Origin of the sequence: Catenulispora sp. GAS73 (assembly GCF_041262085.1) — a bacterium.
Taxonomy (GTDB): domain Bacteria; phylum Actinomycetota; class Actinomycetes; order Streptomycetales; family Catenulisporaceae; genus Catenulispora.
In genome coordinates, this window is sequence record NZ_JBGCCM010000031.1 from 118,643 (window position 1) to 142,497 (window position 23,855).

At 71.2% G+C, this 23,855-nt stretch carries 14 protein-coding genes; 12 read left to right on the top strand and 2 right to left on the bottom strand.

Translation table 11 applies throughout. The features are described from left to right. Positions 1 to 36 precede the first annotated feature (36 nt). A complete protein-coding gene (locus ABH935_RS37305; protein WP_370382684.1) occupies positions 37 to 759 on the bottom strand; it encodes a PIG-L deacetylase family protein in 723 nt (240 codons plus the stop codon). 271 nt (positions 760 to 1,030) lie between these two features. Between ABH935_RS37305 and pcrA the strand changes: the two genes are divergently transcribed. Then, positions 1,031 to 3,475, top strand: a complete 2,445-nt coding sequence (gene pcrA / locus ABH935_RS37310; protein ID WP_370382709.1) for a DNA helicase PcrA — start codon at positions 1,031 to 1,033, stop codon at positions 3,473 to 3,475. Between the two features lie 83 nt (positions 3,476 to 3,558). Here pcrA and ABH935_RS37315 read toward each other — a convergent pair whose 3' ends face one another. After that, a complete protein-coding gene (locus ABH935_RS37315) occupies positions 3,559 to 5,172 on the bottom strand; it encodes a M23 family metallopeptidase (protein WP_370382685.1) in 1,614 nt (537 codons plus the stop codon). Positions 5,173 to 5,477: 305 nt separating this feature from the next. Between ABH935_RS37315 and ABH935_RS37320 the strand changes: the two genes are divergently transcribed. The 11 genes from ABH935_RS37320 to ABH935_RS37370 all read left to right on the top strand — a co-directional run bounded on the left by ABH935_RS37320 (position 5,478) and on the right by ABH935_RS37370 (position 23,606). Beyond that, positions 5,478 to 5,885, top strand: a complete 408-nt coding sequence (locus ABH935_RS37320) for a cobalamin B12-binding domain-containing protein (RefSeq protein ID WP_370382686.1) — start codon at positions 5,478 to 5,480, stop codon at positions 5,883 to 5,885. A 61-nt stretch (positions 5,886 to 5,946) separates the two neighbouring features. Then, positions 5,947 to 7,278: an SWIM zinc finger family protein gene (locus tag ABH935_RS37325; RefSeq protein WP_370382687.1), complete on the top strand. Its 1,332-nt coding sequence runs from the start codon at positions 5,947 to 5,949 to the stop codon at positions 7,276 to 7,278. Between the two features lie 169 nt (positions 7,279 to 7,447). Then, positions 7,448 to 9,082: a DUF5691 domain-containing protein gene (locus ABH935_RS37330; RefSeq protein ID WP_370382688.1), complete on the top strand. Its 1,635-nt coding sequence runs from the start codon at positions 7,448 to 7,450 to the stop codon at positions 9,080 to 9,082. Positions 9,083 to 9,185: 103 nt separating this feature from the next. Further along, the gene (locus ABH935_RS37335) at positions 9,186 to 10,310 is read left to right on the top strand and encodes an AAA family ATPase (protein ID WP_370382689.1); all 1,125 of its coding nucleotides are present in this window, start codon (positions 9,186 to 9,188) and stop codon (positions 10,308 to 10,310) included. Next, positions 10,310 to 12,661, top strand: a complete 2,352-nt coding sequence (locus ABH935_RS37340; RefSeq protein ID WP_370382690.1) for a DUF5682 family protein — start codon at positions 10,310 to 10,312, stop codon at positions 12,659 to 12,661. The genes ABH935_RS37335 and ABH935_RS37340 overlap by 1 nt, the downstream gene beginning before the upstream one ends. Beyond that, positions 12,654 to 13,874: a VWA domain-containing protein gene (locus ABH935_RS37345; protein ID WP_370382691.1), complete on the top strand. Its 1,221-nt coding sequence runs from the start codon at positions 12,654 to 12,656 to the stop codon at positions 13,872 to 13,874. Before ABH935_RS37340 ends, ABH935_RS37345 begins: the two co-directional genes overlap by 8 nt. A 131-nt stretch (positions 13,875 to 14,005) precedes the next feature. Next, on the top strand, positions 14,006 to 16,006 hold the full coding sequence (locus ABH935_RS37350; RefSeq protein WP_370382692.1) for a protein kinase: 2,001 nt from the start codon (positions 14,006 to 14,008) through the stop codon (positions 16,004 to 16,006). Further along, the gene (gene pepN / locus ABH935_RS37355) at positions 16,003 to 18,579 is read left to right on the top strand and encodes an aminopeptidase N (RefSeq protein WP_370382693.1); all 2,577 of its coding nucleotides are present in this window, start codon (positions 16,003 to 16,005) and stop codon (positions 18,577 to 18,579) included. Before ABH935_RS37350 ends, pepN begins: the two co-directional genes overlap by 4 nt. A 216-nt stretch (positions 18,580 to 18,795) precedes the next feature. After that, entirely contained in the window at positions 18,796 to 19,974 is a 1,179-nt protein-coding gene (gene sucC / locus ABH935_RS37360; RefSeq protein WP_370382694.1) for an ADP-forming succinate--CoA ligase subunit beta, read from the top strand. An 18-nt stretch (positions 19,975 to 19,992) separates the two neighbouring features. Further along, positions 19,993 to 20,880, top strand: a complete 888-nt coding sequence (gene sucD / locus ABH935_RS37365; protein WP_370382695.1) for a succinate--CoA ligase subunit alpha — start codon at positions 19,993 to 19,995, stop codon at positions 20,878 to 20,880. Between the two features lie 956 nt (positions 20,881 to 21,836). Beyond that, entirely contained in the window at positions 21,837 to 23,606 is a 1,770-nt protein-coding gene (locus ABH935_RS37370; protein ID WP_370382696.1) for a DUF6350 family protein, read from the top strand. Positions 23,607 to 23,855 lie beyond the last annotated feature (249 nt).

Consider the following 23,855-nt stretch of genomic DNA (forward strand, 5'->3'; position numbering starts at 1 on the left):
TCCATCAGCGGTACACGAGTCAGAACCCTGCTGAACTCAGCGGGTGTCGACCACCTGGAACGCCTCGGCGATCCGGTTCTCGCCCACCCCGAGCCGCTGCGCGATGCCCTCGCCCCAGGTGCGCAGCATGCCCTCCAGGTCCGGGTGCGCGCCGGTCTGCGAGGCGTGCGCCTGCAGCGCGGCCACCTTGCGGTCGAAGACGTCGGTGATGTCCACGGCCTTGACGGCGTTCTTCGTCGACATCACCCAGGTCTCTGGGACGGTCCAGGGCTCCAGGCCCTCGACCTCCAGCAGCTCGGTGTGCGCCCACGGGTTGCGCGCGTCGGGGTAGACCGCCGCTATGGCCGCCTCGCCGACGGCGCGGTGGTCGGGGTGCGAGGCGTAGATGCGCTCCAGGTCCAGCTCGGCCGATGGGATGAGGACCCGGTCGGGGCGGACCTGCCGGATCACCCGCGAGATGTCGCGGCGCAGCTCCAGCGAGGGCGTCAGGCGGCCGTCGGGCCAGTGCAGGAAGCGCACGTCGGTCACGCCGACGCACTTGGCCGCCGCGAGCTGCTCCGCCTCGCGCAGCGCCGCCACCTCCGAGCGCGGCGTGTCCGGGAACGCCTCGCCGGCCTCGCCGCTGGTCACGATCGCGTAGGTGACCTCGATCCCGGCGTCGGTCCAGGTCGCGACGGTGCCCGCGGCGCCGAAGTCGACGTCGTCGGGGTGCGCGGTCACGACGAGGACGTGGGACGGGGCGGCGCTGGCGTCGGGCATGGGGGCTCCTGGTACCGGGCGTACTCGCGGGCGGGAGCGGGATGCTCACCACTCGGCGCAACGCCGGCGGGGCCGCGGGTGTTCCGGGTACCGAAGCATCGATCGTTCGGAGGCGGCACCGGCCGAATCCCCCCAGCGCGGCCTGCGGCACGCGCATCGGCCCAGGTGACCGCCCCATCTCGGCGACCACTCCCGCGTTGTCGGTGCGGTCTGCGAAAATTCTGGAGTGAGTTCTTCCCTCTTCGCCCCGGGCGCCCTGCCGTTGTTTCCGATGCTCGACGAGATCCGGGAGCAGCGAGGGTCGGGCGAGGAGCGGCACACCGACCGCACGCTGCCCGAACCACCGGCCTGGGCCGACGAGGCCGACGCCGAGCGCGAGGGCTGGGACGGCTGGGAGGAGCCCGAGGACGCGTGGGTCCCGCCGGAGGAGTCGGCCGCCGCGCGCAAGCTCCTCGACGGCCTGAACGAGCCGCAGCGCGAGGCGGTGCTGCACGCCGGCGGACCGCTGCTGATCATCGCCGGCGCCGGCTCGGGCAAGACCCGCGTGCTCGCGCACCGCATCGCCTACCTGGTCGGCGAGCGGCACGCGCACCCCGGCTCGATCCTGGCGATCACCTTCACCAACAAGGCCGCCGCCGAGATGCGCCAGCGGGTGGAGGAACTGGTCGGCCCGCGGGCCCGGATGATGTGGGTCTCGACCTTCCACTCGGCCTGCGTCCGGATCCTGCGCGCCCAGGCCAAGACCGCCGGCCTGCCGAGCAACTTCTCGATCTACGACACCGCCGACTCCCAGCGCCTGATGACCATGGTCCTGCGCGATCTGGAGATCGACCCGAAGAAGACCACGCCGCGCTCGATGCTCGGCCAGATCTCCAAGCTCAAGAACGAGCTGGTCGACCACGACACCTTCTCCAGCCGCGCGCAGACCGAGGCCGAGCGCCAGCTCGCGCAGGTCTACCGGATGTACTCCGACCGGCTGACCGCCGCCAAGGCGATGGACTTCGACGACATCATCATGACCACGGTGCACCTGCTCCAGGCGTTCCCGATGGTCGCCGAGCACTACCGCCGCCGCTTCCGCCACATCCTGGTGGACGAGTACCAGGACACCAACACCGCGCAGTACCAGCTGGTGAAGGAGCTGGTCGGGCAGCACAAGAAGCGCACCGCGGACGGCGACCTGGTCGGCGGCGGCCCGGCCGAGGACGCGGGCGCGGGCGCGGCGGCCGAGGAGCTGCCCCCGGCCGAGCTGTGCGTGGTCGGCGACGCGGACCAGTCGATCTACGCCTTCCGCGGCGCCACGATCCGCAACATCATCGAGTTCGAGCGCGACTACCCGGACGCCAAGGTCATCAAGCTGGAGCAGAACTACCGCTCCACGCAGACGATCCTGTCCGCGGCGAACGCCGTCATCGAGAACAACAAGGGCCGCCGCGCGAAGAACCTGTGGACGGACTCCGGCGACGGCAAGCTGATCACCGGCTACGTCGCCGACGACGAGCACTCCGAGGCGCAGTACGTGGCCGAGGAGATCGACCGCCTCTCCGACGCCAAGGAGACCACGTACGGCGGCGTCGCGGTGTTCTACCGCACCAACGCGCAGTCCCGGGTCTTCGAGGAAATCTTCGTCCGCGTCGGCCTGCCCTACCGCGTGGTCGGCGGCGTCCGCTTCTACGAGCGCAAGGAAGTCCGCGACGCGCTGGCGTACCTGCGTGCCCTGGCCAACGAGGACGACATCGTCTCGGTCCGGCGCATCCTGAACACGCCGAAGCGCGGCATCGGAGAGAAGGCCGAGGAGTCGCTGGAGCGGCTGGCCGCGCGCGACCGCATCTCCTTCGGCGACGCCCTGCGCCGCGCCGACGAGGCGCCGGCGCTGGCCGCGCGCTCGGTGAAGGCCGTCCAGGGGTTCACGCAGATGATGGACGAGCTGCGCGAGCTGGCCACCGAATACGGGCCCGCACACGTCCTGGAAGCGATACTGGAACGCACGGGCCTGCTGCAGGAGCTCCAGGACTCCGACGACCCGCAGGACGAGACCCGTATCGAGAACCTGCGCGAACTCCTGGCCGTGGCCCTGGAATTCGAGCAGGCCCAGCCCGAGGGCCGGCTGCCGGAGTTTCTGGAGCGCGTGGCCCTGGTCGCCGACTCCGACCAGATCCCGGACGGCGAGGACCACGAGGGCATGGTCACCCTGATGACCCTGCACAGTGCCAAGGGCCTGGAGTTCCCGGTGGTGTTCCTCACCGGCATGGAGGACGGCGTCTTCCCGCACATGCGCTCCATGGGCGACAAGAAGGAGATGGAGGAGGAGCGCCGCCTGGCCTACGTGGGCATCACCCGCGCCCGCGAGCAGCTGTACGTCTCCCGCTCCGTCTACCGCTCGGCCTGGGGCGCCCCGCAGTACAACCCGCCGTCGAAGTTCCTCGGCGAGATCCCGGAGACCCTGGTCGAGTGGGAGCGCACGGCCCCGGAGCCCAAGACCGCCGAGCGCTCGCCCTTCGGCGACCGCCGCGGCACGACGCGGGGCTTCCAGCAGCGCAAGGGCCCGGTGAAGGTGATCTCCCTGGACCCGGGCGACCGCGTCATCCACGACTCCTTCGGCATGGGCACGGTGGTCGCGGTCAGCGGCCGCGAGCGCGACGAGGCGACGATCGACTTCGGGTCGTCGGGGGTGCGGACGCTGCTGCTGACCATGGCGCCGGTGCAGAAGCTCTGAGCCGGAACTTTCACAGAGCGGCACCAGCTAGGCATGACGAAAGGGCCCGGGGAAACCCGGGCCCTTCGACGCGTCGCCGCCTTCTATATCAGGCCGTGGGCCCGCAGGAACGGCATCGGGTCCACCGCCGTGGACGCGCCCGGCACCCCGTTGCCGGGGTCGGCGGGGCCCGGCGGGTGGTACTCGAAGTGCAGGTGCGGCCCGGTGGTGTTCCCGGTGTCGCCGGACAGGGCGATGATCTGGCCGGCGGAGACCTTGCCGCTGCGGACCTTCATCACGCTCAGGTGGCAGTACCAGGTCTGGCTGCCGTCCGGATGCTGTATCACTATCCGATAGCCGTACGGGCCGGCCCAGCCGGACTCGGTGACGGTGCCGTCGGTGACCGCGACCACCTTGGTGCCGGTCGGTATGGCGAAGTCCTGGCCGGTGTGCAGGTTGGCCCAGCGGTCGCCGGCCTGGCCGAAGCCGGCGGTCAGCACGTAGTCCTGGACCGGCAGGAAGTACTTCTGCGCCATCTCGGCGAGCCGCTGCTTCTCCAGCGCCTGCTGCTGCACCAGTTCGCTGCGCTGCTCGCTGCGCGTCGCGCGGTCGGCGAGGTTGGCGCTGGCGGCGCGCATCTGGAGCAGGTTCTGCTCCAGGCCGTTGGTCGGCGTGGCCGGGCTCGTCGCGTCGGCGGCGGTCTCGGTGTGCGTCGCGGGGAGGCGGAGCCCGCCGACCGCGGCGACCGCGACGGCGGCCACGCCGACGACGGCGGCCGGGGTCGAGGTGAACGCGTGCAGCGTGCGGCGGCCGGGGAGGGCCACAGAGGGCCGCGAAGGGCGGCTGCCGAAGGGACGGGCCGGGGGAGTGCCGCCGGAGCGGCTACGGCTCCGCAGGGGCGCGTCCTCAGTGCCTTCGGGATCGTCGTACCCGTTGTCCGGGTCGTCGTAACCGTCGGGATCGTCGTAGCCGTAGCCGGCGTAGTCCTCGGCGTCGTCTTCGTATTCGTTCGCGACGGCGTAGTCGGCGGCGTAGTCCGCGTCGTCGTACTCGGCCTCGTAGCCGTCGTCCGCGTAGGCGTCGTAAGCGCCTTCACCGTCCGGCAGGAGGTCGTACGCGGCCTCGGTGGACCCCGGGGCGTCGTAGATGGCTTCGAAGGTGCCGGTGTCGAAGTCCGGGTGGTGGAAGTTGTGATCCTCGTACTGCGGCTGCCCGCCGTATTGCGGGACGTCGTACGCCTGCTGGCCGTAGTGCTGCTGTTCGTACTGCTGCTGCGGCGCATGGTGCTGCTCGTGGTGCGGCTGCTCATGGAGCTGCTGCTCATAGTGCGGCTGCGCGTACTGCGCGTACGGATCCTGCCATCCGGGCCCGTCCCACATGGGACTCGACTCCGGCGCAGTCGACTGCGCGGGGACGACCGGCTGAGCGGGCATCTGCGGCACGTGCTGAGCCTGCTGGGCTTGCTGGGGCGCCGAGTACGCCGCGTACACAGATTCGTAATAGCTCTGGTCCATGACCGGCTGCCGGGTCGTGGCGTCCTCGTAGTCGTAGACCGTGGCCTGTTCATAGAAGCCGGTCTGCGACGGGACCTCGTAAACCCCGGACCAGTCGTTGACGGCCTGGTAGCCGCCGGTTGAACCGTACAGGCTGTCCTCGCCGTTAGGCGTTATGGCCGCCTCCCAGTCGGTATCCCAATGGGACGAACCATGTTTTCCCATGACGGCCAATACCTCCTGGGAACGTGGGACAGCCGATCAGCGAACGGAGCGGGGACAGCGCCGTTATCGAGTCGCGACTTTAGCGCCTCGGAGCCTGGACGGACAACGGTTCGGTGGACTTTGCGCGCCCTTTGCACGCGGTTCACTGGTGTTCTCGCAGGAAGTCCGATGATCCTCACGGAGATTGTGCGGACCGTCACAGCGCGGGACGGTCCGAGCCGCCATCCCAGGTCGGTTACTGTGTGAACCGGTTATGGGGTGATCAAAGAAGATCTTCCCGTGGACATCTAGTGGAGGCAGTCGCCATGAGCCAGTCAGCTCCGGTCCGCGTCGTCATCGCGAAGCCCGGCCTGGACGGCCACGACCGCGGGGCGAAGGTGGTGGCCCGCGCGCTGCGCGACGCCGGCGTCGAGGTCATCTACACCGGTCTGCACCAGATGCCCGACCAGATCGTGGCCACCGCCATCCAGGAGGACGCCGACGCCATCGGCCTGTCGATCCTGTCCGGCGCCCACATGACGCAGTGCGCGAAGGTGATCGAGATCCTCAAGGAGAAGGACGCCTCCGACATCAAGGTCTTCGTCGGCGGCATCATCCCCGAGGCCGACTTCGAGCCGCTGAAGGAGATGGGGGTCGTGGCGATCTTCACGCCCGGGACGCCCACTCAGGAGATCATCGACTGGGTGGACGCGAACCTCGCGCACGCGGCCTGACGCGCGCCGCCGTCACAAAGCCCCACCCGCCCTGTCGGTGCCCTGAAATAGTGTTCGTGGCATGGCAGAACGTTGGACCGCCGCCCAGGTCAACTCTCTGGCCCCGGACGCTTCCTCGCAGAAGGCGGGTGCGAAGCTCGGGGTTCCGGGCCCGTGGTCGGGGACCGGGTACCTGGAAGCCGAGCGGCTGTTGTGGGGGGACTGCAAGGGCAGCGGGAGCAAGCCGTATCAGGTCACGGTGTCCGTGGCCGACTCGGATACCGCCTACCAGTGCACGTGCCCCAGTCGGAAGTTCCCGTGCAAGCATGCCTTGGGCCTGCTGCTGTTGTGGGCGGCCGGTACCGTTGCCGCCGCCGACGCGCCGCCGGAGCGGGTCGAGGCCTGGGCCGATTCGCGGCGGGACCGGGCCGAGAAGTCCGCGGCTCGTAGCGCCGCCAAGGCTGAGAAGGCCGCCGCCGACCCCGAGGGTGCGGCCAAGCGCGCGGCGCAACGCGCTGAGCGGATCGGCAACGGCCTGGCCGACCTCGACCGCTGGCTGACCGATCAGATCGCGGCCGGCATCAGCGACTCCGCGACGCTGTCCTACGGGGCCGTCGACCCGGTCGCCAAGCGGTTGGTGGACGCGCAGGCGCCGGGTGTCGCGGGCCGGGTACGGACCCTGACCTCCGCGCGGTCGTCCTCCGGTGACGCCTGGCCGGACGCGGTCCTGGCCGAGTTCGCCCGGCTGCACCTGCTGTGCCAGGCCTGGACCCGGCTGCCCGACCTGCCGCCGGCGATGCAGGACACCGTGCGGCGGCGGATCGGGATCTCCGTCGACGCCGATGTCGTGCGCCGCGACGGAGAGCGCGTCGCCGACCGCTGGCACGTCCTGGGCTCCCGCGATCGCGCGGCCGACAAGCTCACCGAGCGCCGGATCTGGCTGCGCGGCGCGGACAGCGGCCGGATGTCGATGCTGCTGGCGTTCGGCGCCATGCAGCAGGCGCCGACGCTGGCGCTGCCGGTCGGCGCGGTCTACCGGGCCGAGATGGTGTTCCACTCCGAAGTGCTTCCGCTGCGCGCGCAGATGGAGTCCGGGGAGCTCGACCCCGCGGGTGCGCCGGCGGCGCCTGCGGGCGGCACTCTGCAAGCTGCCGCCGACGAGTTCGCCGCGGCCCTGGCCACCGATCCGTGGCAGGAGGGCTGGCCGGTGGTGATCGCGGACGCGGTCCCGGACCGGGACGGCGAACTAGCCGACGCCGAGGGCCGCCGCGTCCCGCTGATCTGCGAGGAGGGTGCCCTGTGGCGGCTGCTCGCGGTCTCCGGCGGGCATCCGGTGACGGTGTTCGGCGAATACACCGACGCGGGGCTGGAACCGCTCACCGTGTGGGCCGAGGGTGCGGCGGTCGCGCTGTGAACGGATCAGCGAAGAACCCTGCGAAGCGCCTCGGGAGAGGCCCGGTGATTAGGGAATTTCAGGGTATTGCCACCGACCCCCTAAGTTGTCAGTGGCGTGGTGCACAATCTGTGGACATCAGTGCGAAGGCTGTAGGAATCTCCTACTCGGCGGAAGCGCGGTGAGCACCATGAACGAAGCCTCCAATCAGACCGGCTCCGAGGTCTGGCAGGACCTTGTCTCGACGGCCCTGGTCGGCACCGACCGTCGCACCCCGCCGGCCGCCGGAGACTTCACCGCGCCCGGTGACAGCCCCGCGGCCGCCCTGCTGAGCTCGGCTGCGCTCATGAGCGCGTGGCGGCGGGCCGGCAACGCCGGTTCGGCGTACTCCGCGGAGCTGGTCGGCGAGCAGGACGCCGACGGCGCTGAGGGTGCTGAGGGCGCCGACAGTGCCGACGCTGCCGAAAGCCACGGCGCGGCGCCGGCCGCCAAGTCGGCGGCGGTGGACGCCCGTCCGCTGCTGCCCAGCGCGACCTCGGCCCGGCTGACGGCGCTGGTGGCGTCCCGCTCCGAGGCACTCCCGGAGTACCTGGGAGCCGCCGCCAAGACCGGCTGCCGCGCCCCCGCCGAGCTCCTGCCCCCGCTGTTCGACTACGCCCGGGGCAGCATCGCGGTCCGCGCCGACCTGATGAAGCTGGCCGGCCCGCGCGGCACCTGGCTGGCCAAGCAGAACCAGCAGTGGTCGACCTTCACCCGCTACGCCGCGGCCCCGGACCCGGAGGCCTGGCTGTCCGACAAGCCGCACGAGCGCATCGGCTACCTCACGTGGTTCCGCGGCAAGGATCCGGCCTCGGCCCGGGAACTGGTGGAAGAAGCCTGGACGCAGACCGGGTCGAGCGCGGGGGGTTTGTCGGCGGAGACCCGTGCGGCCTACGTCGAGGCGCTCGGCGTGGGTCTCGGGCCGGAGGACGAGCCGTTCCTGGAATCAGCCCTCGACGACAAGTCGCGGCAGGTGCGCGCCGAGGCGGTCCGGCTGCTGGCCACCCTGCCGTCCTCCCGGTTCGCCGAGCGGATGGTCGCGAGACTGCACGCGCGGGTCACGGTCGTCACCGAGAACGCCGAAGTCCTGGTCATGCTGAAGGACAAGCCGGACGAGGCCGCCGAGGACGAGGCCCGGGACGGCATCGGCGAGGGCTGGGTCCAGACCGAGGACGAGCGGCGGCTGGCCCGCATGCAGCCCTCGTACTGGCTGGAGGACCTCATAGCCTCCACCCCGCTGTCCGCCTGGGAGCAGTACTGCGAGCTGACGCCCGCCGAGCTGATGCGCGCCACGGCCGCCAACCGCTGGGAGGCCAACGCCTGCCACCGCGGCTGGCGCTCGGCGACACTGCGCCAGAAGGACACCCGCTGGGCCGAGGCGTTCTGCGCCGTCAACGCCTCCAACGACATGCTGGAACTGCTCTCCGACGAGGCCGCCGAGCGCTGGTGTCTGAGCGTGGTGGCGAGCCACCGGTCGCAGTACTCGATCCACAGCGCCCCGAGCATCCTGAGCCGGCTGGGCCGGCCCTGGCCGGACGCCGTGTGCCAGGCCCTGCTCGACGCGATCCCGGCCTATCTGCCGAACGCCACGCGCAACGACGTGGCCCGCTTCTTCGGCATGGACAACCTGGCCGGCCGCTGGATGCCGCCCTCGTTCGCGGACGCGGTCACGGCCAAGGCCGACGAGATCCGCGCCGAGCTCCCGCTGTGGGCCGAGGACCTGGACGACCTCGCGGCGATGCTGCGGGACCGGGCTCTGATGCTGGCCGAACTGGACTCTGTTTAACGCTGCCGGACCCTGTCTAACGATCTGGACTCTGTCCGAACCCTTCCCCCAAGGTGGACTCTTGAGTGGGTGCCACCTTGCCGAAATCCGAAAGTTGCCTTCCATGTCTGACACCGCCGCTGCCGCCGAGGCGACACAGCCGACCGTTCTCCGCCTGCACGCCGAGCACGCCTTCGCCGGCGAGCTGGAAGCCCTGCGCAAGGCCGACGCCGACTCCGGCCGTCCGAAGCCGCCGCGCTGGAAACTCTCGCCGTGGGCGGTCGCGACCTATCTGCTCGGCGGGACGCTGCCGGACGGCACGGTCATCACGCCGAAGTACATCGGCCCGCGGCGCATCGTCGAGATCGCCATCGCCACCCTGGCCACCGACCGCGCGCTGCTGCTGGTCGGCGTGCCCGGCACGGCCAAGACCTGGGTCTCCGAGCACCTGGCCGCCGCGATCTCCGGCGACTCGACGCTGCTGGTCCAGGGCACCGCCGGCACGCCCGAGGAGGCGATGCGCTACGGCTGGAACTACGCGCAGCTGCTGGCGCACGGCCCCTCGCGCGACGCGCTGGTCCCCAGCCCCCTGATGCGCGCGATGGCCACCGGCGCGATCGCCCGCATCGAGGAGCTGACCCGGATCCCGGCCGACGTGCAGGACACGCTGATCACGATCCTGTCGGAGAAGACGCTGCCGATCCCCGAGCTCGGCGAGGAGACGCAGGCGGAGAAGGGCTTCAGCGTCATCGCCACCGCGAACGACCGCGACAAGGGCGTCAACGACCTGTCCTCCGCGCTGCGCCGCCGGTTCAACACCGTGGTGCTGCCGCTGCCGGGCACCGCCGAGGAGGAGATCGAGATCGTCTCCCAGCGCGTGAAGTCCCTCGGCAAGGCGCTGGAGCTGCCCGAGGTCCCGGCGGCCCACGAGGAGATCCGCCGCGTGGTCACGGTCTTCCGCGAGCTCCGCAGCGGCCTGACCGAGGACGGCAAGACCAAGCTCAAGACCCCCTCGGGCACCCTGTCCCCGGCCGAGGCGATCTCGGTGGTGGCCGGCGGCATCGCGCTGGCCGCGCACTTCGGCGACGGTACGCTGCGCCCGGCCGACGTGGCCGCCGGCATCCTCGGTGCGGTCGTGAAGGACTCCTCGACCGACAAGCTGGTGTGGCAGGAGTACCTGGAGACGGTCGCCCGCGGCCGCGAGGGCTGGACCGACTTCTACCGCAGCTGCCGCGAGGTCAGCGCCTGATGCCGGACACTGCCACCAAGGCGGCGCCGGCCGTCGGCGGCGCGGCGGCGGCAGGGCCGGTGACGCTGCTGGGCATCCGGCACCACGGCCCGGGCTCGGCGCGCGCGGTCGCGGCGGCGCTGGCGGAGCTGAAGCCGGACGCGATCCTCATCGAGGGTCCGCCGGAGGCCGACGCGCTGATCCCGCTCGCCGCGCATCCCGCGATGCGTCCGCCGGTCGCGCTGCTGGTCTACGCGGACGCCGATCCCTCACGCGCCGGGTTCTGGCCCTTCGCCGAGTTCAGCCCCGAGTGGGTCGCCATGCGGTATGGCGTCGCGGATGACATCCCGGTCCGCTTCATCGATCTTCCTTCGGGCCATCGCTTCGCGGAGCTCCGGACGGATGTAGAGGTAGAGCCCGCCGAAGAAGATGAAGATCGGCACAACGACGGTCGCGGCCAGGAGGAGGGAGACGCGGATGATGGCGGCGGTCACGAGCGCGAACATATCCGCACCGACCCGATCGCCGCACTCGCCACCGCCGCCGGCTACGACGACCCGGAGCGCTGGTGGGAAGACGTCGTCGAGCAACGTGCGGACGGCACCTTCTCCGCCCTCGACTCCTTCGCCGCGATCGCCGACGCCATGACCGTCGTCCGCGACCAGGCACGTCCGGAGGACGAGCAGCGCGAGGCGTACATGCGCCAGTGCATCCGCGAGGAGATCAAGGCGGGGAGCCGGCGCATCGCGGTGATATGCGGCGCCTTCCACGTCCCGGCCTTGGCCGAGCTCGGCCCGGCCGCCCCGGACGCCAAGATCCTCAAGGAGCTGCCGAAGAAGGCGAAGACCACGGCCACCTGGGTCCCGTGGACCCACGGCCGCCTGTCCTTCCGTTCCGGCTACGGCGCGGGCATCGAGTCGCCAGGCTGGTACCACCATCTGTTCACCGCGCCGGACCAGATAGTCGAACGCTGGCTCGTCCGCGTCGCGGAACTCTTCCGCGCCGAGGACCTGCCGGTCTCCTCCGCGCACCTGATCGAGGCCACGCGGCTGGCCGAGACCCTGGCCACGCTGCGCGGCCGCACCCTGGCCGGGCTGACCGAGGTCACCGAGGCCGTGCAGTCGGTGCTGTGCGGCGGCTACGACACGCAGATGGCGCTGGTCCGGGACAAGCTGGTGATCGGCGAGGACCTCGGCGAAGTGCCGCCGGACGTGCCGGTCGTACCGCTGGCCGCGGACCTGGCCCGGGAGCAGAAGCGGCTGCGCTTCGCGCCCAGGCCCGGCCAGACCGAGGCCAAGCTGGACCTGCGCAAAACCAACGACGGCGAGAAGTCGCGGCTGCTGCACCGGCTGAACATCCTCGGCATCTGCTGGGGCACGCTGGGCCGCTCCCAGGGCAGCGGCACGTTCTGGGAGACCTGGTCGCTGGACTGGCAGCCGGAGTTCGCGGTGAAGCTGGTCGAGGCCTCGATCTGGGGCACCACGGTGGTCACCGCGGCCTCGGCGAAGTCCGCGGACCTCGCGGCGAACGCCGAGCAGCTGGCCGGGATCACCGACGTCGTCGAGGCCTGCCTGCTCGCCGATCTGCCGGAGGCGCTGGACCCGATCATGACCCTGCTGGCCGACCGGGCCGCGGTGGACACCGACGTCGCGCACCTCGCCGACGCCCTGCCCGCGCTGGCCAGGACCCTGCGGTACACGGACGTGCGCGGCACCGACACCGCGGCGCTGCGCAAGGTCGCCGACACCCTGGTGGTCCGCATCGCGCTCGGTTTCCCGCAGGCCTGCTCCGGTCTGGACGAGGACGGCGCGCAGAAGATGCGGGTCCGGATGGACAACACGCACCAGGCCGTCGGCCTGCTCGACGACCCGGCCGCGACCGAGGAATGGCACCGCGCGCTGCGCATGGTCGCCGACCGTGAGGGCATGACAGGGCTGCTCGCCGGGCGCGCGCTGCGGCTGCTCTACGACGTCTCCAAGATCGACGGCGACGAGCTGAACCGCCGGATGGGCCTGGCACTGACTCCCGGCGTGCCGCCGGCCGAGGCCGCGGCCTGGCTGGACGGTGTGCTGTCCGGCGGCGCGATGCTGCTGATCCACGACCCGGTGCTGTTGGGGCTGCTGGACCGGTGGATCGCCGGGATCCCCGCGGACACCTTCACCGACGTGCTGCCGTTGCTGCGCCGTACGTTCTCGAACTTCGAAGGCCCCGAGCGCCGCAAGATCGGCGAGCTGGCGCGGACCGTCGGCTCGGCCCCGATGGCCGGGGTCGCGGCCGGCGCCGAACCGCCGGGCTTCGACCGGGCGCGTGCCGACCGCGCGCTGCCGGTCGTGCGGATGCTGCTGGGGATCAAGGGGGAGTCAGATGGCTGACACGCTCGAAACCGCAGGCGTCGCGGGGAGCGCCGACGACGAGCGCATGCGGCGCTGGCGCCTGGTCCTCGGCGGGGACGACGACGGCACCGGCTGCAAGCTCACCGGCGAGGACCTGGAGATGGACAAGGCGCTGGCGGCCCTCTACAACAAGGGCGGCTACGAGACCGGCGGCGGCGCCGTCACCGGCCGCAGCCGGGGCCGCGGCGGGCAGCAGGCGCAGCGCAGCGCGGGCCTCGGGGCGTCCTCGCCGCAGGTCGCGCGCTGGCTCGGCGACATCCGAACCTACTTCCCGCAGACCGTGGTGCAGGTCATGCAGCGCGACGCCATCGACCGCCTGAACCTGCGCCAGCTGCTGCTGGAGCCGGAGATGATGGAATCGGTCGAGCCCGACGTGCACCTGGTCGGCACCTTGCTGTCGCTGAACCACCTGATGCCCGCCGAGACCAAGGAGACCGCGCGCCAGGTGGTGCGCAAGCTGGTCGAGGACCTGGAGAAGCGGCTCGGCGCCAAACTGCGCGCCACGGTCAGCGGCGCGCTGGACAAGAGCACGCGCACCAGCCGTCCCCGGCACAGCGACATCGACTGGGGCCGCACCATCCAGGCGAACCTGAAGAACTACCTGCCGGAGTACCGGACGGTGGTGCCCGAGCGGCTGGTCGGCTACGCGCGCAAGGAGCGTGCGGTGAAGCGCGACGTCGTGCTGGCCATCGACCAGTCGGGCTCGATGTACGCCTCGGTGGTGTACGCGTCGGTGTTCGGCGCGGTGTTGGCATCGCTGAAGTCGCTGAAGACCTCGCTGGTGGTGTTCGACACGGCGGTCGTGGACCTCACTCCGCAGCTGACGGACCCGGTGGACGTGCTGTTCGGGACGCAGCTCGGCGGCGGCACGGACATCAACCGCGCGATCGCCTACAGCCAGTCGCTGATCAGCCGCCCGACGGAGTCCATCTTCATCCTGATCTCCGACCTCTACGAAGGCGGCGTCCGGCGCGAGATGCTGCGCCGCGTCGCGGAGATGACGGCGGCCGGCACGCAGGTGATCGTGCTGCTGGCGCTGTCCGACGAGGGGGCGCCGGCGTACGACCGCGAGAACGCCACGGCGCTGGCGGCGATGGGGGTGCCGGCGTTCGCGTGCACGCCGGACAAGTTCGGGGACCTGATGGCGGCGGCGATTCAGCGGCAGGATCTGAGCAAGTTCATGGAGAAGTAGGGAGCTGTCGGGAACGGCGCCAAACGAGGGGAGCTCTCGCTGGTGACGCGGCCGCACGCGGCTTATACGGTGTGCGCTATGCGGGGGAACATGAGTGCGGTGCCGGGCCGCCGCCGGGGCGGTGGCCGATCGTGAACGTGCAGCGGTTGCGGGCCCTCGACCCGCGAGGCGTGGGCCCGTACCAGTTCCTGGGCCGCCTCGGCTCCGGCGGCATGGGCCTGGTGTGCCTGGCGCGCGCGGCCGACGGCCGCCTGGTCGCGGTGAAGCTGGTCCACCAGGAGATCGCCGCCGACCCGGACTACCGCCGCCGCTTCGCCCGCGAAGTCCGCGCCGCGAAGGCCGTGACCGGACGCTTCACGGCAACCGTCCTCGACGCCGACCCAGACGCGCCCCAACCCTGGTACGCGGCCGAGTTCATCGACGGCCCGACCCTCGGCGAGGTGGTCCGCCAGTCCGGGCCGGTGCCCCCGCGCGCGTTACGGGCCCTGGCCGCAGGACTCGCGGACGCGCTCGCCGCGCTGGAAACCGCGGGCCTCGTGCACCGCGACGTGAAGCCGGACAACATCCTGCTGGCACCCGACGGACCGAAACTCATCGACTTCGGCCTGGCCCACCGCGACACCGACAGCGTCCTGACCCATGCCGGCTCGGTCCTGGGCTCCCCGGGCTACATGTCCCCGGAACAGATCGCGGGCCGAGGCGCGACAACCGCCTCGGACGTATTCGCGCTGGGCGCTGTCCTCGCCTACGCGGTGCAAGGGCACGGCCCCTTCGGCGGAGGCCCCTCAGAAGCACGGATGTACCGCACCAGGTTCAGCGAAGCGCAGTTGGCGGGAGTGCCCGACGAGTTCCGCCCTCTGCTGAGGCGCTGCCTTGCCAAGGAACCCGCCGACCGTCCGACGCCGCGCGACCTCATCGCACTCTGGCCGGTGCGGCCGGACGAACTGGCGATCCTGATTCAGGTCGGCCGCAGTCATCACGCGGCCGAGCAGCCCGTCGGCGATCGGCTTTACGGCGCACCCACCGAAGCCGCGCCTGCCAAAGCTGTGCCTGCCAAAGCCGTGCCTGGCACGGACGCGAATTCGCCGACCGAGGCTCTTCCGCTTGAGCGCGGCACAGCGGTGCTGCCCGGTGGCCCCGCGACCGCCGGCCTGGACAGCGGAACCTCCGCGCCAAGCATCCAGCCGCCCGAGCCCGCTGCCGCATCCGGCCTGTCCGGTGCCGCCGCAGCTGGTGGCCCGCCGAATCAAGCCGTGCCGCTACCTGGCTTCCAGCAGCCTGAGTCCGCCGCCACACCTGGCTTGCTTGCTGGGGCGCCGAATCAGTATCCGCCCCACATCTCGCCTGAGCCCGCCGGCCCATCGCCGCTGCCCAGCGTCCAGCGGCCCGAACGCACCCCCACATCCATCACCTTCCAGCCCCCCACCGCAGAACCCTGGCACTCGCCCCTGCCCCACGCCCCGAACCACCCCACCCCGCCCCCGCCGCCGCCCGCGTCCCGTCCGCCCTGGTGGCACCACCCCGTCGCCGCCGACCGCCTCCCCGGCGGCGGCCTCCGTGACGTCCTCCTCGGCCTCGCAGGCGCCGGGCTCCTGATGCTCTTCGGCCTCCTGCCCGCCAGCACCGGCACCGGCGCCAGCACCGCCGTCGGCATCGCCTTCGCCGCGACCGCTCTCGCGCTCGGCTTCCTGCTCGGTGCGCGGCGTGGTGCCCTCGCCATGGCCGTCTACAACGCGACGGCCGTGCTCAGTCCGGCGGCCATCCTCCCCGGCGGACTGGCCGCCGAGCTCCGGGAACCCGCCGCCGGCGTCAGCCTCGACGTCCTCGTGCTGCTCCTGGCCGCCGGTGGCATCGCTCGGGTGGGTGGTCTGGCGCGGCCGCCGTTGGGCTTCGTCGTGGGTATGGCCGCGTACATCGCGGGGCAGGCCGTGATCGTCTCGATGGCCGCGCACCAGGGCGGCGGCGGGTTCGTCACCGTCTGGCGGGCGGACACCGACGGATGGTTGATCTACCGGGACGCCGCGATCGCCGCGGGGTGCGGCGCTGCCGTCGGCTTCCTGGCGCTCTTAGGATCGTCGAAGGCGGTCGTCGACGCGGACGGCCCTTACCGCGCGACAGGAGTAAACCGATGACTGGCGGCAATCTGACCCGCGACGAGGCGGCGGAGCGTGCCCGGCTTTTGACGGCCGAGCACTACGCGGTCGAGCTCGATCTGACGCGCGGCGACACCACGTTCGGGTCGAGGAGCACCATCGCCTTCGGCTGTTCCGAGCCCGGCGCCGCCTCCTTCGTCGACCTGCTCGCGCCGGCGGTGCGCAGCGTGACGCTCAACGGCGAGGCGCTGGACCCCGCCGAGGTGTTCGACGGCGCGCGCGTGCACCTGCGGGGGCTGCGGGCCGAGAACGTCGTCGTCATCGACGCCGACGCCGCCTACAGCCACACCGGCGAGGGACTGCACCGCTTCGTGGACCCGGTGGACGGCGAGGTGTACCTCTACACCCAGTTCGAGCCCGCCGACTCGCGGCGGCTGTTCGCCAACTTCGAGCAGCCGGACCTCAAGGCCCGCTTCCAGTTCACCGTCACCGCTCCGCAGCGGTGGCGCGTGTGGTCCAACGAGACCCTGGAGGAGCTGACGCAGAGCTCGGACGACGCCAACACCTGGCGCTTCAACACCACCGAGCCGATCTCCACCTACATCACCGCGATCGTGGCCGGCGACTACCACGTGGTCGAGGACCAGCACACCGTCTCGCTCAAGGACGGCTCGGAGCTGCTGATCCCGGTCAGCGCCATGGTCCGCAAGTCCCTGGCGCCCTACTTCGACGCCGCGGCGATCCTCGACGTCACCAAGGCCGGCCTGGACTTCTACCACGAGATCTTCGACTACCCCTACCCCTTCGGGAAGTACGACTCCGCCTTCGTGCCCGAGTACAACCTCGGCGCCATGGAGAACCCGGGCCTGGTCACCTTCAACGAGCGCATGGTCTTCCGCTCCAAGACCACCGACGCCTCCTACCAGGGCCGCGCCAACACGATCATGCACGAGATGGCGCACATGTGGTTCGGCGACCTGGTCACCATGAAGTGGTGGGACGACCTGTGGCTCAAGGAGTCCTTCGCCGACTTCATGGGCGCCTACGCCCTGACCCGCGCCACCCGCTGGGAGCACGCCTGGGTCTCCTTCGCCAACGGCCGCAAGGCCTGGGCCTACCGCCAGGACCAGCTGCCGACCACGCACCCGATCGTGGCCGACATCCGCGACCTGGAGGACGCCCGCCTCAACTTCGACGGCATCACCTACGCCAAGGGCGCCTCGGTCCTCAAGCAGCTGGCTGCCTACGTCGGCGAGGAGGCGTTCCTGGAGGGCGCCCGCCGCTACTTCAAGCGCCACGCCTTCGGCAACACCACCCTGGACGACCTGTTGGCCACGCTGGAGGAGACCTCCGGCCGCGACCTGAAGACCTGGTCCAAGGCCTGGCTGGAGACCGCCGGCGTCAACACCCTGACCGCCGAGCTGGAGACCGACGCGAACGGCGTGGTCACCGCCGCGGCCGTCGCGCAGAGCGCGGTGCCGGAGTTCCCGACCCTGCGCCCGCACCGCATCGCCGTGGGCTGCTACTCCCCGAACCCGGCCACCGGCGCGGTGGAGCTGGTGGAGCGGGTCGAGTTGGACATCGACGGCGCGCGCACCGAGCTGCCGCAGCTGGTCGGCAAGCCGCGCCCGGGCCTGGTCCTGCTCAACGACCTGGACCTGACCTACGCCAAGATCCGCTTCACCCCGGCCGAGCTCGACGCGTTCGAGCGCGGCGGCATCGCGGCCCTGCCGGACTCCATGGCCCGCGCGCTGGTCTGGTCCGGCGTGTGGCACATGACCCGGGACGCGGTGATGTCCGGGCGCCGCTTCATCGCGATCGTGCTGCGCAACATCGAGGCCGAGACCGACATCAGCGTCGTGCAGAACCTGCTGCGCCAGGTGCGCGTGGTGCGCGGGGAGTACCTCGACCCGGCCCACCGCCCGGCCGCCGACGCCGTGATCTCCGCCCGGCTGTGGGAGCTGCTGGCGGCGGCGCCGGCCGGCGGCGACCACCAGGTCGCCTTCGTCTACGGCGCGGTGCGCGCGGCGAGTCAGGACTCGGACTTCGACAAACTCAAGGCCCTGCTGTCCGGGGAGCTGTCGTTCGGCGGGCTGGCCGTCGACCAGGACCTGCGCTGGGCGATCATCGAAACGCTGGCCGCCGAGGGCCTGGACGACGACGGGGTGCTGGCAGAGCGCGAGGCCGCGGCCGACGACACCGCCGACGGCCGAAGGCACCGGGCCGCCGCCCGCGCGGCGCGTCCGCTGGCCGAGGCCAAGGCAGAGGCCTGGCGGCTGGTCGTGGAGACACCCGACCAGCCCAACGACCTGATCGGCGCCGTGCTGTCCGAGTTCTACCAAGTCGACGCCGACAAGCTGGCCGAGCCTTATGTCGAGCCGTATTTCGCGCAGCTGGCGACGATCTGGGCCGAGCGCAGCATCCAGAACGCCGAGCGGATCGTCAGCGGCGGCTTCCCCTGGCCGTTGACCTCGCCGGCGCTGCTCGCGCGCACCGACGCGTGGCTGGCCTCCGACGCGGCCAAGGCGCCGGCGCTGCGGCGGCTGGTTCTGGAGTCGCGGGACGACGCGGCGCGCGCGTTGCGCGCACGGGAATGCGACCGGAACGCATAGCAAAACCTTCGGATCCCGCTCAACTCCACTGGTCCCGTCTCGGATGTCGGGACCAGTGGCGCGTCCCCCGTGTGCCCGAATTCACACCCCCGGTGTCCGGCTCCCGGTTCGTGATCTGGCAGCGCACCGGACTACCCTGCGATGAGGTGGACGGCATCCGCGTTTTCCGTAGCGGTAGCCGTACCGGAATCTTCCTTTGATGAGGGACGGACGCGCGTGGATCTTTTCGAGTACCAGGCGAGGGACATCTTCGCTAAGCACGGTGTGCCGGTGCTGGGCGGCGAAGTGGCCGAGACCCCGGAGCAGGCGGAAGCCGCTGCCGAGAAGCTGGGCGGCCGGGTGGTCGTCAAGGCCCAGGTGAAGGTCGGAGGCCGCGGCAAGGCCGGCGGCGTGAAGCTGGCCGAGGGCCCGGCGGACGCCAAGGAGAAGGCCGCCGCGATCCTGGGCATGGACATCAAGGGCCACACGGTCCACAAGGTGATGCTGGCCCAGACCGCCGAGATCGAGGCGGAGTACTACGTCTCGTTCCTGCTGGACCGCTCCAACCGCACCTTCCTGGCGATGGCCAGCGTCGAGGGCGGCATGGAGATCGAGGAGATCGCGGTCACCAAGCCCGAGGCGCTGGCCAAGGTCCCGGTGGACGCCGCGGCCTACCACGAGGGCCTCTCGCAGGAGAAGGCCGACGAGATCGTCAAGGCCGCGAACTTCCCGCACCACGTGGCCGACCAGGTCGCCGCCGCGCTGGTGCAGCTGTGGCAGGTCTTCGTCCAGGAGGACGCCACCCTGGTCGAGGTCAACCCGCTGGTGAAGACCTCCTCGGGGCAGATCGTCGCGCTGGACGGCAAGGTGTCGCTGGACGACAACGCCGCCTTCCGCCACGAGGACCACGAGACGCTGGAGGACGCGGCCTCGGCCGACCCGCTGGAGGCCAAGGCCAAGGCCAAGAACCTCAACTACGTCAAGCTCGACGGCGAGGTCGGCATCATCGGCAACGGCGCGGGCCTGGTCATGTCCACGCTGGACGTGGTCGCCTACGCCGGCGAGAAGCACGGCGACGTCAAGCCGGCCAACTTCCTGGACATCGGCGGCGGCGCCTCGGCCGAGGTCATGGCCAACGGCCTGGACATCATCCTGAACGACCCGGCCGTGAAGTCGGTGTTCGTCAACGTCTTCGGCGGCATCACCGCCTGCGACGCGGTCGCCAACGGCATCGTGCAGGCCTTCGAGCTGCTGGGCGACGCGGCCGGCAGCAAGCCGCTGGTCGTCCGCCTGGACGGCAACAACGCCGAGCTGGGCCGCCAGATCCTGGTGGACGCCAAGCTGCCGGGCGTGGAGCAGGTCGACACCATGGACGGCGCCGCGGACCGCGCGGCCGAGCTGGCGAACGCGCGCTGAGGGGTTTGAGAAAACAACATGGCTATCTTCCTCACTGAGAACTCCAAGGTCATCGTCCAGGGCATGACCGGCTCCGAGGGCATGAAGCACACCAAGCGCATGCTGGCCTCGGGCACCAAGATCGTCGGCGGCGTGAACCCCCGCAAGGCCGGCACCACCGTCGACGTCGACGGCGTCGAGGTCCCGGTATTCGGCACCGTGGCCGAGGCGATGGACAAGACCGGCGCGGACGTCTCCGTGCTCTTCGTCCCGCCGGCATTCACCAAGGCCGCAGCACTGGAGGCGGTCGACGCCGAGATCCCCCTCTGCGTGATCATCACCGAAGGCGTCCCGGTCCACGACACCGCCGAGGTGTGGGCCTACAACCTCGCCAAGGGCGCCAAGACCCGCATCATCGGCCCGAACTGCCCAGGCCTGATCACCCCCGGCGCCTCCAACGCGGGCATCATCCCGGCCACCATCACCAAGGCCGGCAAGATCGGCCTGGTCTCCAAGTCCGGCACCCTGACCTACCAGATGATGTACGAACTGCGCGACTTCGGCTTCTCCACCGCCGTAGGCATCGGCGGCGACCCCGTCATCGGCACCACCCACATCGACTGCCTCCAGGCCTTCCAGGACGACCCGGACACCGCAGCAATCGTAATGATCGGCGAAATCGGCGGCGACGCCGAAGAACGCGCAGCCGCCTACATCAAGGAGCACATCACCAAGCCGGTAGTGGGCTACGTCGCAGGCTTCACCGCCCCCGAAGGCAAGACCATGGGCCACGCCGGCGCCATCGTCTCCGGCTCAGCCGGCACCGCCGCCGCCAAGCAAGAAGCGCTCGAAGCAGTCGGCGTGAAGGTCGGCAAGACCCCTTCAGCGACCGCACAGCTCATGCGCGAGATCATGCAGGGCCTGTAAGGGTTCTGGCTCTCGGGCCCCGACCGCGCTTCGAGCGCGGCCGGGGCCCGCGTCTTTTCCGCCGCCGGCCACGTGGTGAGTCGTGTCCGACCGGACCATGCGGGGTGTTGGTTCTGTGCCCCTCGCCGCGTCGGCGGGCGAAGCCAACCTGCCCGGTTCGGTGGTGTCAAGCCGGGCGAGGCTGTACCACAGCAGGTGTGATGCGGCTTGACGCCGCCGGACCGGGCTGGTTCCGTAAGGCGACGACGTGGCGAGGGGCACAGAACCCGGCGACCACAAGCAGCGACCGCCGCCGACCAGCGCGACGCAGGCAACAGCGGATAGAAAGCCGACCAGTCGCGGGCCGCCGCCATCAAGCAGGTCGCGCGGGTCGCCCCCTCGTTGTAGAGCGCCCGCCGGAGGCCTCAAGGTGCCCACCACGCACGACGATTGCCGCCTACGCAACGTGTGCGCAGTGACTCGGACCCATGCGTGGTCGTGTCCGCGCAAACCGCCAGCCGCCAGCGCAACACGCGCATAGACCGGGACGTGTGCGTGGTCGTGTCCGCGTAAACCGCCAGCCGCCAGCGCAACACGCGCATAGACCGGGACGTGTGCGTGGTCGTGCCCACGAAAACCGCCAGCCGCCAGCGCAACACGCGCATAGACCGGGACGTGTGCGCGGTCGTGTCCACGAAACCGCCAGCCGCCAGCGCAACAGGCGGGGCTCAACCGAACTGCGTCCCCCTGCGAGGTCATCAACCCCTGCGCGAAGCCGTAAAAATCGTCTGTAAACCACAGGCCAACCGCACCTCGACCACCTCACCGACCAACCCACCCAACACCGCCCCCCGCCCCGCCCCCACCCCATTCCCACTTTCCCCCCTGTAGGCCGCCAGAGTGAATCCCACCCCCGCCCCCGGTGAGGCGCGCACCGCCGCCCCGGTCGGAACGGACCCGCTGACCAGAGTGGGGACATGCGCGATGAACCCGACCCCCGCAGCGCCGCCACCGCCCCCACCGCCGGACCGGACCGCAGCTGGGTCGCCGAGCAACTCGCCGCCTCCCGCGCTCGCCAAGACCCGGAGCACAAACCGCCGCCCCCACCCCCACCCCTCGCCGAGGCATTGCGCGACCTAGTCGCCACCTGGAGCGACACACTCCTCGCCGCCTGGAACGCCCCCCACGGCCGCGACCTCCGCCTAGCCGCCCGCGCCGGCGCCCACGCGGCGCTGGCCGCCATCGCCACCTGGCTCGCCGCCGTCACCCTCTGCGTGACCGTCTGGCTGGTCTCGGCGCCGAACACCGCCGGCCTCACCGGCCCGTTACGCGTCGGTGGCCAGCTCTGGCTGCTCGGCCACCACGCGGCGCTCGACGTGCCCGCCGGCCGGGTGGCGCTGGCGCCGCTCGGCTTCACCGCGTTGCTGGTGTTCGCGCTCTGGCACACGGCTGTCGCACCTGTTGCCCGGCCCGTGCATCTCGCCTACACCGCGTTCGGCGCCGCGACCGGCTACTGCCTCGTCGCCGCGCTCGTCGCCTCCGGGGCCGCGACGGGCGACGTGCGTCCCGACACCGCGCAGGCCGTGCTCTTCGCGGTCCTGTTCGGTGCGCTGGTGCCGACGGCCGCGCGCTGGCGGCGGATCGCCGGGTTCTGCGACGCGCCGCGCTGGGTGTCCACCGCGGCCCGGGCGGCCGCCACCTCGGGTGCCGTGCTCGTCGGCGGCGGCGCGCTGGTGCTGGCCGGCACGCTGATCGCGCACCTCCCCGAAGCCGGCTGGCCCCGCGGCGTCGCCGACGCCGTCGGCATGTTCCTGCTCAGCCTCGCGCTCCTGCCGAACGCCGTGGCCTGGTCGGCCTCGTTCGCCCTCGGCCCCGGCTTCGCGGTCGGCACCGGCACCGGTGTCAGTGTCCTGAGCACCAAGGTCGGTGCGCTGCCGGTGTTCCCGCTGCTCGGCGCGCTGCCGCGGAACGGCAGCCGGATCTTCCCCTACGACCTGGCGTTCCTCGCGCTGCCGGTGGCGGCCGGGGTGACGCTGGCGCTGGTCGTGACGCGCGCTGGGCATCACGCGCTCGGCGACCGCGTCCGGGCCCTGAGCGCGGCGGCCGTCGTCGTGGCGCTGCTCGCCGGGCTGGCCGCGACGCTCTCCGGCGGCCCGCTGGCCGGCGGCCGCATGGCCACGCTGGGCCCCTCCGGGTGGCGCACGGCGGCGGCCACCCTCCTCCTCCTGGGGGTGACCGCCGCCGTGGTGGTGCTGGCGCCGCCGCTAGCCCTGGCCGTAAGGGGGCTGCCCCTGCGGCGGGTACTGGGCTCCGTAGCCGTACTCCGGCCCCGGCGTCGGACGGAAGTAGGGCCCGGACTCGCCCTTCCAGGCGAATATGATCGCCAGCAGGCCGGCCAGGATGGTGGCGACCGCGCCGATCTTGTCGAGGACCGGGACCCAGCCCGGGACCAGGTTGATGAGGGCGCCCACGACGCCGATGCCGAAGAAGACGCTGGAGACGATGCGGGCGTAGTTGTGGCCGCCGCGGACGGCGAGAGCCATCCAGATCCAGAGTCCGGCGCGGATGAGTCCACCGATGACGAGGGTGGTGAACACGCGGCCCTTGTCGCTGTTGACGGTGGTGGTGTCGTATCCGAGGTTCTGCAGGTTCTTTTCGAGGGTGTTCGTCATGGCGAGCCCGATGATCAGGTTGACCACTTCGAGGGCAGCCCCGGCGAACATCAGGTTGACGGCGATCCGGACTGAGTTCGGCCTCGGCGGCTTCACCGGCGCCGGCGCGGCGTAGCCGTAAGCGCCGCCGGGGTACGCCGGATAGGCCGGCGGGGGAGTCGCAGAGCCGCCCTGTTGAGGGTTGTTCGGGTTCTGCCAGGGATCCTGGGACACGACGAGAGGCCTTTACTGTCAAAGTGGATGGGTGCGTCGGACATCCACACAGTAGGGCGCGGCCACAAGCGCGGAAACCCTATATAGGGTCGCCGCAACCTCCCCGTGATC